This is a genomic window from Clostridium sp., from assembly GCF_029267215.1.
GTDB lineage: Bacteria > Bacillota > Clostridia > Clostridiales > Clostridiaceae > Sarcina.
On sequence record NZ_JARIDH010000062.1, the window covers coordinates 1 to 16,116 of the forward strand.

Consider the following 16,116-nt stretch of genomic DNA (forward strand, 5'->3'; position numbering starts at 1 on the left):
AGTTTCTATTGAATATTCCAGAATAATAGCTAAAGCGAAGAAACTCCCTCTGGTCAAACAACTTCGCTTCTTAACGCTATTATTCTTCCATATTCAATGAAACTCTAAACTGCTTATTAAGATGGTCATAAAGTTCTATCTAAAATCAACACTAGTTTAAAACAGAGCTTAATAATAAAACTTATAGATGTTTTTTAGTTTTTTTTAGAAAATTTCTAAAAGATGTTTATAAGTTTTTTATTATAAAGAAAAATAGGATTATAATATAAGAAAAATAATGAATATTTTTAATTTGTTTTTATAATAAATTTTGATTTTATATATACTTTAGGGCTAAGGAGGAATATTTATGAGTAAATTAAGTGAAAAATTAAAAAAGCAAAGAGATTACTTTAATAGTGGTGAAACAAAGGACATATATTTTAGAATAAATAAACTTAAAAAATTAAAAGAGGTTTTAAAAAATAATGAAGAAGAAATTTTTGAAGCTTTAAAAAAGGATTTAAAAAAATCAAGTTTTGAGACCTATGTTACTGAAGTTGCTATGGTTTATGATGAGTTAAATCTCCAAATAAAAAATATAAAAAAATGGAGTAAGAGAAGAAAAGTAAAAACTCCCATTGTTCAATGGCCAGCTAAAAGCTTTGTTCAATTAGAACCTTATGGAGTAGTTTTGATAATTGGACCATTTAACTATCCTTTTATGCTTTCATTATCTCCTTTAATTGGGGCAATTGCATCAGGAAATACTGTTATATTAAAACCTTCTGAATACTCTCCTGAAACATCAGATATAATAAAAAAAATATTAGAAGAGGTTTTTGAAGAGGAATATGTTCTTCATGTTGATCCTACTTTGGGAAAAGAAGTTGTAGAAGCTTTATTGAAAGAAAAGTTTGATTATGTATTTTTTACTGGTAGTCCTACTGTTGGAAAGATAGTGATGAAAGCTGCCTCTGAAAATCTAACTCCAGTAACCTTAGAACTTGGAGGAAAAAGTCCATGTATAGTAGATAGAGACTCCAAAGTTTCTTTAGCTGCAAGAAGAATTGTATGGGGAAAATTATTAAATTCAGGACAAACCTGTGTTGCGCCAGATTATATATATGTTCATAAGGACATTAGTGAGGAATTTTTAGAAAATCTAAAAAATGAAATTAAAAATCAATTTGGAGAAAGACCTTTAGATTCAGAAGATTTTTCAAGAATGATAAATGAGAGGGAGTTTGATAGGGTTTTATCTTACATAGACCAGAAAAAACTGGCATTTGGAGGATCTTATAATAGAGAAAGCTTACAAATAGAGCCGACTATTTTATACGATGTCACTTGGAATGATAAAGTCATGGAAAGAGAAATTTTTGGACCTATATTTCCAATACTTATTTTTGATGACTTAGAAAAAGTTATAAAAGTAGTGAATAAAAATGAAAAACCCCTAGCACTTTATTATTTTTCAGAGGATAAGGATAGGGTTGATAAGATACTTAATTCTACATCTTCAGGGGGAGTAACAATAAATGATACAGTTGTCCATGTTTCATCTGCATATTTACCTTTTGGTGGTGTTGGAAATAGTGGAATGGGAGAATATCATGGAAAATACAGTTTTGAATTATTTTCTAATAAAAAAGGAGTAATGGACAGAAAAACATTTTTTGATTTGAAAATTAGATATACGCCTTTCCAAAATAAGTTAAATTTTGTTAAAAAAATTATGAAATAAGTTAAATTTGGATGAAAATTACTGATTTTGTATGGAAATGGCATTTAAATTTATGTATAATATAAATAAAGATTGTATATGTTTTCAATGAGCGGATATAAAGAATTTTATAAATGTAAAAGTGTTCAATTTATATTAAAATTTATAAACTATAGGAATACAATCTTTAAAAGTTACGTCTATGTACTAATGCCTGTTATTTATAGATGAGCTTCAAAAACTAAAGGTATTATAAATGCAAAGTGGAAGTTAAGTTTTAAAGCTATATTTTAGGGGGAATAGTATAGCAGAGAAACAAGGAAAACTTTGATTAAATATTATTTAAGCTTAAGATCCAATTGTTTTTATAAGAATTAAAAAAAAGAAGTTTTCATTGGGAATGAACTTCAAATTGTCTTTCAGCTTATGAGAGATAATAGGGGATTTATATTGAGAAATTATTATTTTATTAATTGTTGAATTTTGAGAGATTTATTATATATGGTTGTTTATTGGTCGTTTTAAGTTTAAATGTATTTTAGGTTTATAATAAAACTTTTGTTTTGAAAAAAAGGTCTAAGTAGAAATACTTAGATCTTTTTTCTTTAATTTAACCAATTTTTCTTGAAATATACCACAAAAGATATATAGAAAAATTAAAATTTAAAATATAAAATTAAATAAAGAAAAAGTTTACAAAGGTATAGGGGGTTTTCAAATGAAATATACTTTCCCAGAAAATTTTTGGTGGGGAGCTGCAACTTCAGGACCTCAATCAGAAGGAAGATTTAATAAGAAACATAATAATGTATTTGACCATTGGTTTGATATAGCACCAGAATTATTTCACAATGGAATTGGGCCAAATATAGCATCAAATTTTTATAATAGTTATAAAGAAGATTTAGCTATGTTAAATGAAATAGGATTAAATTCTTTTAGAACTTCTATTCAATGGACAAGATTAATAAAGGATTTTGAAACTGGAGAACCTGATGAGGATGGAGTAAGATTTTATAATGAGGTAATAGATAATTGCTTGGCTAATGGCATTGATATAATAATGAACTTACATCACTTTGATTTACCAGTAATTTTATACGACAAATATGGGGGATGGGAGTCAAAACATGTTGTAGAATTATTTGCTAAATTTGCAAAAACTGCATTTCAGTTGTTTGGAGATAGGGTTAAAAAATGGGCTACATTTAATGAGCCTATAGTTATAATAGAAGGGCAATATTTATATAAGTGGCACTATCCTTGTATAGTTGATGGAAAAAGAGGAGTTCAAGCTGCATATAACATAGCTTTAGCCTCGGCAAGAGCAATTGAAGAATATAGAAATTTAGGGCAAGATGGTGAGATAGGTATAATAGTTAACTTAACACCAGCTTATCCAAGAAGTGAATCTAAAGAAGATTTAAGGGCATCAGAAATTGCTAATGCTTTCTTCAATGAATTATTCTTAGACCCAGCAACTAAGGGAGAATTTCCTGAAAATTTAGTTGAAGTTTTAGAAGCTGATAATGTTATATGGAACTCAACTTATGAAGAATTAGAGGTTATAAAAAACAACACTATTGATTTTCTAGGAGTAAATTACTATCAACCAAGAAGAGTTAAAGCTAGAGATGAAGAATATGTGGGAGAAACTTGGGCACCAGAAAAATATTTTGATAACTATGATATGCCAGGAAAGAGAATGAATCCTCATAGAGGATGGGAGATATATCCTAAGGCAATTTATGATATAGCTAAAAATATTCAAGAGAACTATGGAAATATAAAATGGTTCATTTCAGAAAATGGAATGGGTGTTGAAGGGGAAGAAAAATTTAAAAATGATCAGGGAATAATTGAAGATGATTATAGAATAGAGTTTATAATAGAGCATTTAGAATGGCTTCATAAGGCTATGGAAGAAGGGTCAAACTGTGTTGGATATCATTTGTGGACTCCAATTGACTGTTGGTCATGGCTAAATTCATATAAAAATAGATATGGATTCATAGCTTTAGATTTAGAAACTCAAAAGAAAACTATAAAAAAATCTGGAAGATGGATAAAAGAAGTTTCTGAGAATAATAGTTTTGAGAATTAAAAATTGAAGATGGTAAATTAGTTTAGAATAACAGGCATTAAATAGAGTTAGTGAATCTCAATTTAATGCCTTAAATTTTTTTTGTACTCACATATTGAACTTTTTTTACATAAAATAGACTATAACAATTAACGGAGTTGAAGGCAAAATGCTTTACTCATTAATCTTAGCAGGAGGCAAGGGGACGAGATTGTATCCTCTTTCTAGAGGAGAAAATCCAAAACAATTTCTAAGTGTTCAAAGCAATGGAAAAAGTTTTTTAAGTAATACAGTGGATAGAATTAGACCCTTGGTTGAAAGAGATAATATTTATGTAGTAACTAATAAAGAGTATGAAGACAAGATAAGAGATGAACTAAGTGATATAAATAGAGAAAATATATTTACTGAACCTGCTAATAAAGAAACTGCAACATGTATAGGTCTTTCTGCTGCAAAGCTTTTAAAGAAAGATAAGGATGCAGTTATGATTGTATTGCCTTCAGACCATCATATAGAAGGAGATAAAAGTTATCTTCAAACACTTGAACAAGCCGTAGAGGTTGCGGATAAGAGGAGAGCCATTGTAACAATAGGCATAGAGCCAACTAGACCTGAGACAGGTTATGGCTATATAGAAATGGGTGATAGAATTAATGGAAACATTCCTACCTTCAAGATAGCAAGGTTTACAGAGAAACCTAATTTAGAAGTTGCAAAGGACTTCTTATTAAAGGGGACTTATTTATGGAATAGTGGAATGTTTATATTTAGAGCTGATGTTATATTAAGAGAGATTGAGAAATATATTCCTAGGATGTATAAATGTTTAATGGAAATATATCAACACATTGGAGAAGAGGATGAGGAAGAAATAATAAGAGAGCAATATTCTTTAATTGATGGCATATCAATAGATTTTGGAGTAATGCAAAAAACAAGGAGATCCTTTGTTATAAAGTGTGATTTTGCTTGGGATGACATAGGTACATTCTCAGCTCTCAGTAGATTCTTAGAGCCTGATGGTAGTAATAGAACTTCAAAAAATGTTTTTTTAGAAGAATGTGAGAATTGTTCAGTTTTTGGAAAAGATAAATTAATAATAGGTTTTGGAGTAAAAGATTTAGTATTAGTTGATGCAGGAGATGTTATTTTGGTCATGGACAAGGGTAGAGACCAAGAGATTAAGCATCTATTAAATTCTATTAGTGGTAAGAAGGAGTTTAAAGAATATCTATAAGTTTATAAACTTATGTAAAAAAAGGCTTATATTATATACTTTTTATAAGTATGTGGTATAGGTCTTTTTAATTAGGCTATGTTTTAAACCATGATATCTATACTTTTTAAAATCATTTCATGATTAGACTTTTTAATTAGGTGCTGTTTTAAACAATGGCTGATTTCTAGATATAACTAGAAATCAACCTCCGCTTAAAAAAACCTTTAATTAAAATTTAATGTTTATAATAGAAATTTTATGTTATTATGATGATAACATAAATTTAAACTTTACGGAGGTATTGGTTTATGAGTGATAGAATTGTAGACTTTAACGAATTAAAAAATAAAGCAAGAGATAAAGACATAGATAAATTTGAGGCGTATATTTATGATTTATACTACTCAGTAGCTCAAGGTAAAATGAGCATGATTGAACTTTCAAGAGAGATAACTAAATATATGAATGAGAATAACATTTCTCAAGAAAAGTTTTTAAATATTCAAACAGAAATGCTTAAGAGATATGGCTTTGATATGGGTGATATTGAAGGGCAAATGAAAAACTTAGGTATAGATATGAAAAACTTTGGAATTCAAGGAGGAGATTATGAAAATATAAGAAAAGCTCTTAGTTTCCAAGAAAAATATCAAGGAAAAGTAAAAACAACAGCAGTAGCCACATATTCAATTAAAAATGAAAAAAATGATATTGAATTAATTTTAGAAAATAATAAAGTTCTTATAACTAGTCCTAAAAATATAAACCTTCAAGATGTTGAATTAAATGAATTCTTATGTTCATACAAAAAAACTCTTTTAGATGATACTTTAGATGTAAGAATTTGCGAAAATGTAGGAAAATACGATTATTAAAATATATTTTAACTTAATTTGAAAGAATTACACTATATTATATAAGCAATGAGTATTTTATTGAAACTAGACATGTAAAATTAAGATGGTCAAAAAGTTCTATCTAAAATCAACACTAGTTTAAAATAGAGCCTAATAATTATAAATAATCCTTAAAACTTTAGATGAGTAATTATTTTATAAAAAATAAATCATTAATTAATAATTAATTAATAAATTGAAATGATTTTTGTAATATAGTTTTAAGTGATATGAAGTATCATATTAATAAGAGATTTTTTAAAAGGGATTAGAGGTAATGAATTATGTTAATGAATACTCACATTCTTATTGCACAAAATATATTAAAAGATGTTGAAGTAGATTTTAAAATAAGTGAGAAAAATTTTATATATGGAAATGTAAAACCTGATATGGTTTCAAAATATAAATTAAAAAAGCATTATTTAGATGAATCTTTTAACATGATAGTCAGTAAGATAAAAAAACTAGCATCACTTACTATGTATGACTTTAAAAAGAAGTTTTCAGTAAGCAGATTTAATCAAGAGCTAGGAGTAATTTGTCATTTTGTATGTGATTTTTTTTGTATTCCACATAGTGAGAGGTGGGAGTTTAAACATAGCATGAATAAACATGTTAAATACGAAAAAAAATTAGCTGCTTTTGCAAAGACATATAGTCCTTGTAAATATCAATATGATATATGGGGTAATATGTCTGTTGAGAAATTTTTAAAAGAAGCACATAAGGCTTACAAAATGAATGAAAGTTATGCCAACGATATTCAGTATGCTTATTTTGCATGTAAAAGTGTAATAAAATATATAAATGATTCAATTGTTGTAAATACTAAAGCAGCGTATATAAATGCTATAGCTTAATAAAAATATTTCCTTTTTGAATAAGAGGCAATATTTTAGTTTATAGAGAATAAACACTAAATAAAATAGAAAATTTTTAGAAAATCAAAGAAAAGCTAAACTAATTATAAAAAAATTATAATTTAGTTTAGCTTTTTGTTGCATTTTTTAGAGGATAGACATATAATATATGTGAACATATGAACAAGTGCTCATATGTTAAATTGAAAACTAGGAGTTAATAGTATGGATAATAATAAAATAGAAAGTTGTAACTGTGAGGTTGTACATGAAGATATACTAAATAAAGTAAAGTCACATTTGCCAAAAGAAGAAGTTTTGTATGATCTAGCAGAGCTTTTTAAGGTTTTTGGTGATTCTACTAGAATAAAAATACTATACGCTTTATTTGAAGGTGAAATGTGTGTATGTGATATGGCAGAATTCTTAGGCGTAAGTCAATCAGCAGTATCACATCAATTAAGGGTTTTAAAACAAGCAAGGCTTGTTAAGTTTAGAAGAGAAGGAAAAGTTGTTTTTTATTCCTTAGCTGATGATCACGTAAAACACATCTTTAATGAAGGATTAGATCACGTATTAGAGTAAAGGAGGAATATGTGTGAAAGAAATAAAACTTTACTTAGAAGGATTAAATTGTGCTGGATGTGCTGGCAAAATAGAAGATAGAGTAAATAAATTAAAAGAGGTTGATGAAGCAATTTTAAATTTTTCAACTAAACTTCTTTTAATAAATCCAAAAGAGGATGTTCAAGATGAAGTTGTTGAAAAAAAGGTTAAAAAAATTGTTTTAGACTTAGAACCTGATGTAAAAGTTCTAAAAGAATCTGATAAAAATAAAATGAAACATTTAGATGGTGGATGTTCCTGCCATGGTGAACATGGACATGGCCATGATAAAAAGCAATCAATAAGTAAGTTTGGAATTGAGAAAATAGAGATTTTAAGATTAGGTATTGCTATTTGTTTATTTGTAATAGGAATGATTGTTAATTTAGATAAAATTTATGAATTTATAATATTTGGAGCTGCTTATATCTTAGCAGGAGGAGAAGTTCTTTTAGGAGCTTTCAGAAATATATTAAAAGGTCAAATTTTTGATGAAAACTTCTTAATGAGTATTGCAACTATTGGTGCCTTTGCAATAGGTGAGTTTCCAGAAGGTGTTGCAGTAATGTTATTCTTTGAAATAGGTGAGTTGTTCCAAGATTATGCTGTAAATAAATCAAGAAATTCAATATCAGATTTAATGAATATAAGACCTGACTATGCTAATTTAATAAGTCTTACAGGAGAAGAACAAAAAGTTTCACCTGAAAATGTACAGGTAGGTTCAATAATTGTTGTTAAAGCAGGTGAAAAAGTACCACTAGATGGTGTTGTACTTTCAGGTGAAGCCACATTAGATGTATCAGCTTTAACTGGGGAATCCTTACCTAAAGAAGTTGAGAAAAAAGATGAGGTATTAGCAGGTTCAATAAATAAAAGTGGATTATTAAAAATAAAGGTTACTAAAAGTTTTGGAGAATCAACTGTATCAAAAATCTTAGATTTAGTAGAAAATGCAGGTAATAAGAAATCTCCAACAGAGAAGTTTATAACTAAGTTTGCAAGATATTATACACCAGTAGTTGTTTTCTCAGCATTAGCCCTAGCTTTCCTACCACCATTACTTATAAGTGGTGAAAGTTTATCAGAGTGGGTTGGAAGAGCATTAATATTTTTAGTTGTTTCTTGTCCTTGTGCATTGGTTGTATCAATTCCACTAGGATATTTTGGTGGAATAGGATTAGCTTCTAAAAATGGGATTTTAGTAAAAGGAAGTAACTATTTAGAAGCATTAAATAATGTTGATAGTATAGTTTTTGATAAAACTGGTACACTAACAAAAGGTATATTTAAAGTTAAAAAATCACAAAGTACAAGTAAATTAAGTAGTGATGAATTACTAGAATTAGGAGCTTATGCAGAATATTATTCAAATCACCCAATTGCAAAGTCAATAGTAAGTGCATTTGATAAAGAAATAAATAAATCCTTAATATCAAATTATGAAGAGATTCCTGGAAAAGGTATAAAAGTTCTTATTGATGGAAGTGTTATATTAGCTGGTAATATGAAGTTAATGAATTTATATAATATAGATGTAACACACATAGAAGAAATAGGAACAGTAGTTTATTTAGCAAATGAAACAAAAGAATTAGGATATATAGTTATTTCAGATGAATTAAAAGAAGATTCTAAGGAAGCAATAAGTGGATTAAAAGAAGTTGGCGTAAAAGAAATAATAATGTTAACTGGAGATAATCAAAAGGTTGGAGAGGCAGTTGCTAAGGAATTAGAGGTTGATAAAGCATACTGTAATTTATTACCTCAGGATAAAGTTGAAAAATTAGAAGAGTTATTTAATAAAAATAGCAAAGAAAAGAAAATTGCCTTTGTTGGAGATGGTATAAATGATGCCCCAGTACTGGCTAGAGCTGATATAGGAATAGCTATGGGTGGTTTAGGATCAGATGCAGCAATAGAGGCAGCAGATGTTGTAATAATGGATGATGAACCAAGTAAGATAATAAATGCAATAAAAATTGCTAAGAGAACTAACAAAATAGTATGGCAAAATATAATATTTGCACTCTCAATAAAGGTTATAATATTAATATTTGGAGCTTTAGGAATGGCTAATATGTGGGAAGCTGTATTTGGTGATGTAGGGGTAACATTAATAGCTATTTTAAATTCAAGTAGAATATTAAAAAGTAAGAATTATTAAGTATGGAATTTGTCTAAAATTGTTGACACACTAATGTTTATTTGCTATTATTACAAAGTAAGAATACTTTCAGGCATAGGGTATAGATTGTAAATAATTCCCTTAAACTTTTATATTAAACATTACGAAATGTTTAAATAGGCTTGTGTGCACGTATGGTTTTAGCCACGCAAGCCTTATTTTTTTTGCCAAAAATTAATTAAATAAACAAGATAAAATATATTAATAATATTTAATTATATAAAAAAAGTTAAAATAAAATTGGGAAAAAATATAAAAAATACTCTTTAACATATGTTTTTTTTTGATGGTAAAAACAAAAGAATGTTAAAATATAGACAAAGTTTTCAAGGTATGGTAATATTTTAAGAGATTAAATTTGTAATTTTATCATTTGAGTTTAAATACAATCTAAAAATTTAATTGCTTTTTAAGCAAAGAAACTATTTAGAAAGAGGTGCTATTAAAATGGAAAAGAAAAAAGGTATATCTATGGCTGTTATAAAAAGATTACCTAAGTACCATAGATATTTACAAGAATTAATGGAAAATGATGTGGATAGAATATCTTCAAAAGAATTAAGTGAAAAGATTGGTTTTACTGCATCCCAAATAAGACAGGATTTAAACTGTTTTGGTGATTTTGGGCAGCAGGGATATGGATATAATGTAAAAGAATTATATAATAATATAGGAAGTATCCTAGGATTAACAAAAGACTATAATACAGTAATAATAGGTGCTGGTAATATAGGTCAGGCTATTGCAAACTATAATAGTTTCGACAAGTTAGGATTTAAATTAAAAGGAATTTTTGATGCTAATCCAAGAATGTTTGGAATAAAAATAAGAGATGTTGAAATAAAAGATATAGAAGAATTATCAACTTTTGTAAGAGAAAATGATGTAGAAATAGGTATAATATGTGTACCAAGAGATAATGCACAAAAAGTATGTGATGAGCTAGTTAAGAGTGGTATTAAGGGGATATGGAACTTCGCTCCAATAGACTTAGAAGTACCAAAAGATGTAACCGTAGAAAATGTTCATTTAAGTGAAAGTATGATGACTCTAGTATACTTATTAAATCATTAAAATAAAAAACGATTAAATTCTAAATTTGGTTACAATGTTAAAAAATGGTTTATAAATTGAAAAAAATTAAATAATATATTGAAATATTTTCTATTAAGTTTTATAATTTAGTTGAAGTACAGAGGTGCTTCAACTATTTTTTTAATTCTAATTGTTATAAAATTAACAATTAGAATTTAGTAATAAATAGTGTAATTATCAAATACTATTATGTAGTGTTGATAAATTAAAGTTGTTAGTTAATTAGTTGTTAAACGATTTAAAACCATATATTACATGGTATAAAGGGAGGTAAATTTATGGAATTAAAAAATGTAATCTTTGAAAAAGAAGGAAACATTGGGATTCTAACTATTAACAGACCTAAAGCTTTAAACGCATTAAATTCTGCAACATTAGAGGATTTAAATACTGTTATAGAGCATATTGAGAATGAAAATGATATATATGTAGTTATTTTAACAGGAGCTGGTGAAAAAGCTTTCGTTGCAGGCGCTGATATATCAGAAATGAAAGATTTAAATGAAAAACAGGGTACAGAGTTTGGTATTTTAGGAAATAAAGTATTTAGAAGATTAGAAGAATTAGACAAGCCTACTATAGCAGCCATCAATGGATTTGCTTTAGGTGGTGGATGTGAAACATCAATGGCTTGTGATATAAGAATTGCAAGTTCAAAAGCTAAATTTGCACAACCTGAGGTTGGTTTAGGAATTACTCCTGGATTTGGTGGAACTCAAAGATTACCAAGATTAGTTGGTATTGGGAAAGCAAAGGAACTTATCTACACAGGTGACATAATAAAAGCTGATGAAGCATTAAGAATTGGATTAGTAAACAAAGTTGTTGAACCAGAAATTTTAATGGAAGAAGCTAAGAAAATGGCTGAAAAAATCGCAGCAAATGCTCCAATAGCCCTTAAGTTATGTAAAGATGCTATTAATAGAGGAATGCAAGTTGATATAGACTCAGCAATAAATATTGAAGCTGAAGACTTTGGAAAATGCTTCTCTACAGAAGATCAAAAAGAGGGTATGAGTGCTTTTGTAGAAAGAAGAGAAAAGAATTTTAAAAATAAATAGTTTTTAAACAAAAATGGTTGTGTGAATTTAAGGAGGTAATTTAAAATGAACTTTCAATTAACAAGAGAACAAGAATTAGTTAAGCAAATGGTTAGAGAATTCGCTCAAAATGAAGTTAAACCAATAGCTGCAGAGATAGATAGAACTGAAAGATTTCCAATGGAAAACGTTCAAAAAATGGCTAAGTTAGGAATGATGGGGATTCCATTTAAAAAAGAATTAGGAGGAGCTGGTGGTGATACTTTATCATACATAATAGCTGTTGAAGAGTTATCAAAAGTTTGTGGTACAACAGGTGTTATACTTTCAGCTCACACTTCTTTATGTGCTTCATTAATAGATCAATTTGGTACTCCAGCACAAAAAGAAAAATATTTAGTGCCACTTGCTAAAGGAGAACATTTAGGTGCTTTCGGTTTAACTGAGCCAGGAGCAGGTACAGATGCTGCAGGACAACAAACAACAGCAATATTAGAAGGTGATAACTATATTTTAAATGGAAGTAAGATTTTTATAACAAATGGTGGAGTTGCAGATACTTTCATAATATTCGCTATGACAGATAAATCACAAGGAACAAGAGGAATATCAGCTTTCATAGTTGAAAAGAACTTCCCAGGATTCTCAATTGGTAAATTAGAAGACAAAATGGGTATAAGAGCTTCATCAACAACTGAGTTAATCATGGAAAATTGTATAGTCCCTAAAGAAAACCTAATAGGAAGAGAAGGAAAAGGCTTTGGAATAGCAATGAAAACATTAGATGGTGGTAGAATTGGTATCGCTGCTCAAGCGTTAGGTATTGCAGAGGGGGCTTTAGAAGAAGCCATCGCTTATATAAAAGAAAGAAAACAATTTGGTAGATCTATATCTTCATTCCAAGGATTACAATGGATGGTAGCAGAAATGGATACTAAAATTGAAGCTGCAAGATTTTTAGTATATAAAGCAGCTTGCTTAAAAGAGGAGGGTAAACCATATTCAGCAGACGCCGCAAGAGCCAAATTATTCGCCGCTGAGGTAGCTATGGAAGTAACAACTAAGGCTGTTCAATTATTCGGTGGATATGGATATACTAAGGAATACCCAGTTGAAAGAATGATGAGAGATGCTAAGATAACTGAAATTTATGAGGGAACTTCAGAGGTTCAAAGAATGGTTATTGCAGGAAGCATATTAAGATAATTTTAGGAGGGCTTTGAGATGAAAATAGTAGTTTGCTTAAAACAAGTACCAGATACAACAGCTGTTAAAATAGATCCAAAAACAGGAACTCTTATAAGAGATGGAGTTCCATCAATTATAAATCCAGAGGATAAGCATGCATTAGAGGCTGCTTTACAATTAAAAGATAATAATGGAGCAGAAATTGCTGTAATAAGTATGGGACCTCCACAAGCTAAAGCTGCATTAAGAGAAGCTTTATGTATGGGAGCTGATAAGGCAATATTAATCACTGATAGAGCCTTCGCAGGGGCTGATACATTAGCTACTTCAAAGGCATTAGCAGGGGCATTAAAAAAATTAGAATATGATGTAGTATTCGCTGGAAGACAAGCTATTGATGGAGATACTGCTCAGGTTGGACCAGAAATAGCAGAACATTTAAATATTCCTCAAGTAACTTATGTTCAAGATGTAAAAGTTGAAGAAGATGGATTATTAGTAAATAGAGCTTTAGAAGATGGATATGAATTAATAAAAGTTGAGGCTCCAGTTCTTTTAACAGCTATAAAAGAATTAAATGAGCCAAGATATATGAATGTTGGAAATATATTCTCAACATCTGATGATGAAATCTTAGTATGGTCAGCTGATGATATAGATGTAGATAAAGCTGAATTAGGATTAAAAGGATCTCCAACAAAAGTTAAGAGATCAATGACTAAAGAAGCTAAGGGTGCTGGAGAAATAGTTAAAGAGTCACCTAAAGATTCTGTTACTTATGTATTAGGTAAATTAAAAGAGAAACACTACATCTAAGGATTATGGGAGGTATTTAAGATGAATAAAGCAGATTTTAATGGCGTTTGGGTATTTGCAGAGCAAAGAGAAGGTCAATTACAAAAAGTTTCATTAGAATTATTAGGTGAAGGTAGAAAGATTGCTGATAAATTAGGTTCTAAATTAACAGCATTATTAATAGGAAGCAAGGTTGAAAACTTAGTTGAGGATTTATCAAGACATGGTGCTGATGAAGTATTAGTTGTTGATTCTCCTGAGTTAGAACACTATACAACTGATGGATATACAAAAGCTATTTGTGAGTTAGCTAATGCTAAAAAACCAAATATAATATTCATAGGAGCAACTTTCATAGGAAGAGATTTAGGTCCAAGAGTTGCGGCTAGATTATCAACTGGTTTAACTGCTGACTGTACATCATTAGATGTTGATGTTGAAAGTGGAGATTTACTAGCAACAAGACCTGCATTTGGTGGTAACTTAATGGCTACAATAGTATGTCCAGATCACAGACCTCAAATGGCTACTGTAAGACCAGGAGTTTTTGAAAAACTTCCATTAGGCGAAAATGATGCTAAAGTAGAAAAAGTAGACATCAAATTCGATGCTAATGATATAAGAACAAAAATAGTTGAAATAATTAAAGAGCATAAAGATATTGTTGATATTTCAGAAGCTAACGTATTAGTTGCTGGTGGTAGAGGTATTGGTTCAGAAGAAAATTTCAAAATGCTTAAGGAATTAGCAGAAGTTATGAATGGATCAATAGCAGCTTCAAGAGCAGCGGTAGAAAAAGGATGGGTAGATAAAGATTATCAAGTTGGACAAACAGGAAAAACTGTTAGACCAAATATATATATAGCTTGTGGTATATCAGGAGCTATTCAACATGCCGCTGGTATGCAGGATTCAGATATGATAATAGCTATAAATAAAGATGCCAGTGCTCCAATAATGAAACTTGCAGATTATGCAATAGTTGGGGATGTAAATAAAGTAATTCCAGAATTCATAGCTCAATTAAAAGCTATGAAGGAGGAAGCTTAGTATAAAATTAATATATAACAAGGGTGAATTTATAAAATTTTTAATTAATGGTAAAAGGTTTTTCTGATTTTTTTAAATTAGAAAAACCTAATTAAAAAGAGATTTAGGAGGAAGTTAATATGGAAAAGATTTTTGTAATTGGTGCAGGTACAATGGGGGCTGGAATTGTCCAAGCATTCGCACAAAAAGGATATGAAGTAATAGTTAGAGATATAAAAGACGAGTTTGTTGATAGAGGAATTAATGGAATTAACAAAGGTCTTACTAAGTTAGTTTCTAAAGGAAAAATAACAGAGGAAGATAAAGAAGCAGTTTTATCAAGAATTTCTGGAACAACTGATTTAAGTTTAGCTGCTGACTGCGACTTAGTTATAGAGGCTGCAGTTGAAAACATGGAAATCAAAAAGCAAATATTTGCTGAGTTAGATAAGATATGTAAAGAAGAAACTATCTTAGCTTCAAATACATCTTCATTATCAATAACTGAGGTGGCTTCAGCTACAAATAGACCAGATAGAGTTATAGGAATGCATTTCTTTAATCCTGCAACAATAATGAAACTTGTTGAAGTAATAAGAGGCATGGCTACTTCACAAGAAACTTTTGATAAAGTAAAATCTATTTCAGAAGCTATAGGAAAAACTCCAGTAGAAGTTGCTGAGGCTCCTGGATTTGTAGTTAATAGAATACTTATACCTATGATAAATGAAGCTGTTGGAATATATGCAGAAGGAATAGCTTCAGTTGAAGATATAGATACTTCAATGAAATTAGGAGCTAATCATCCAATGGGACCTTTAGCTTTAGGTGATTTAATAGGATTAGATGTTTGTTTAGCTATCATGGATGTATTATTTAAAGAAACTGGAGACAGTAAATATAGAGCTCACAGTCTTTTAAGAAAGTATGTTAGAGCTGGATGGTTAGGAAGAAAATCTGGTAAAGGTTTCTACAATTATAACTCATAATATTGGATGTTTATAAATTTTTATTATATAAAATGTTAAAAAATATAATTGTGGCTTGAAATTAAGAGTTGCTTAATAAGATTGATGTAATAGTGAAAAAGAGGTTGATTTTTTTCAACTTCTTTTTTTTATTGTATTAATGAATATCACAGGTTCTACATGTGGTTCTAAAAAGCTTATAGCTATGCGGATAAAAATAACTTTAAAGAAGTAGTATATTTAGGTTTATTAGCAATGTTTAAGATTTTGAAAAACTAATAAAAAATATATTTGAATATTTATTAAGATCATATTTAGAAAAAAATTAGAGCATTAGTGAAATCTAATGATTTTATTTATGATTATTATTAAAAATTTATCCTATTGATTAAATTAAAATATTTCATTATAATCAATAGGATAAAAAATTATATTATT

The 16,116-nt window shown here is 28.8% G+C and carries 13 protein-coding genes; all 13 read left to right on the plus strand.

Annotation, left to right across the window (positions count from 1 at the left end):
• Nucleotides 1–349: 349 nt before the first annotated feature.
• Nucleotides 350–1,726 carry an aldehyde dehydrogenase gene (locus tag Q1K13_RS10475; protein WP_300350503.1) on the plus strand — a complete coding sequence of 459 codons (1,377 nt, stop codon included), beginning with the start codon at nt 350–352 and terminating at the stop codon, nt 1,724–1,726.
• A gap of 697 nt (nt 1,727–2,423) precedes the next feature.
• Nucleotides 2,424–3,809: a glycoside hydrolase family 1 protein gene (locus Q1K13_RS10480; RefSeq protein WP_300350505.1), complete on the plus strand. Its 1,386-nt coding sequence runs from the start codon at nt 2,424–2,426 to the stop codon at nt 3,807–3,809.
• A 148-nt stretch (nt 3,810–3,957) separates the two neighbouring features.
• Nucleotides 3,958–5,028: a mannose-1-phosphate guanylyltransferase gene (locus Q1K13_RS10485; RefSeq protein ID WP_300350507.1), complete on the plus strand. Its 1,071-nt coding sequence runs from the start codon at nt 3,958–3,960 to the stop codon at nt 5,026–5,028.
• A gap of 290 nt (nt 5,029–5,318) precedes the next feature.
• Entirely contained in the window at nt 5,319–5,885 is a 567-nt protein-coding gene (locus tag Q1K13_RS10490) for a DUF3867 domain-containing protein (protein ID WP_300350510.1), read from the plus strand.
• A gap of 305 nt (nt 5,886–6,190) precedes the next feature.
• Nucleotides 6,191–6,769, plus strand: coding sequence for a zinc dependent phospholipase C family protein (locus Q1K13_RS10495; protein ID WP_300350513.1), 579 nt, complete (start codon nt 6,191–6,193; stop codon nt 6,767–6,769).
• Between the two features lie 225 nt (nt 6,770–6,994).
• Entirely contained in the window at nt 6,995–7,354 is a 360-nt protein-coding gene (locus Q1K13_RS10500; protein WP_300350516.1) for an ArsR/SmtB family transcription factor, read from the plus strand.
• 13 nt (nt 7,355–7,367) lie between these two features.
• Nucleotides 7,368–9,542, plus strand: a complete 2,175-nt coding sequence (locus tag Q1K13_RS10505) for a heavy metal translocating P-type ATPase (RefSeq protein WP_300350519.1) — start codon at nt 7,368–7,370, stop codon at nt 9,540–9,542.
• Between the two features lie 468 nt (nt 9,543–10,010).
• On the plus strand, nt 10,011–10,637 hold the full coding sequence (locus tag Q1K13_RS10510; protein ID WP_300350521.1) for a redox-sensing transcriptional repressor Rex: 627 nt from the start codon (nt 10,011–10,013) through the stop codon (nt 10,635–10,637).
• Nucleotides 10,638–10,936: 299 nt separating this feature from the next.
• The gene (locus Q1K13_RS10515) at nt 10,937–11,719 is read left to right on the plus strand and encodes a short-chain-enoyl-CoA hydratase (protein WP_300350524.1); all 783 of its coding nucleotides are present in this window, start codon (nt 10,937–10,939) and stop codon (nt 11,717–11,719) included.
• 45 nt (nt 11,720–11,764) lie between these two features.
• Nucleotides 11,765–12,904 carry an acyl-CoA dehydrogenase gene (locus tag Q1K13_RS10520; protein WP_300350527.1) on the plus strand — a complete coding sequence of 380 codons (1,140 nt, stop codon included), beginning with the start codon at nt 11,765–11,767 and terminating at the stop codon, nt 12,902–12,904.
• Between the two features lie 18 nt (nt 12,905–12,922).
• A complete protein-coding gene (locus Q1K13_RS10525; protein ID WP_300350530.1) occupies nt 12,923–13,702 on the plus strand; it encodes an electron transfer flavoprotein subunit beta/FixA family protein in 780 nt (259 codons plus the stop codon).
• Between the two features lie 21 nt (nt 13,703–13,723).
• Complete coding sequence (locus Q1K13_RS10530) at nt 13,724–14,731, plus strand: electron transfer flavoprotein subunit alpha/FixB family protein (protein ID WP_300350534.1); 1,008 nt, start codon at nt 13,724–13,726, stop codon at nt 14,729–14,731.
• 119 nt (nt 14,732–14,850) lie between these two features.
• The gene (locus Q1K13_RS10535) at nt 14,851–15,699 is read left to right on the plus strand and encodes a 3-hydroxybutyryl-CoA dehydrogenase (RefSeq protein ID WP_300350536.1); all 849 of its coding nucleotides are present in this window, start codon (nt 14,851–14,853) and stop codon (nt 15,697–15,699) included.
• Nucleotides 15,700–16,116 lie beyond the last annotated feature (417 nt).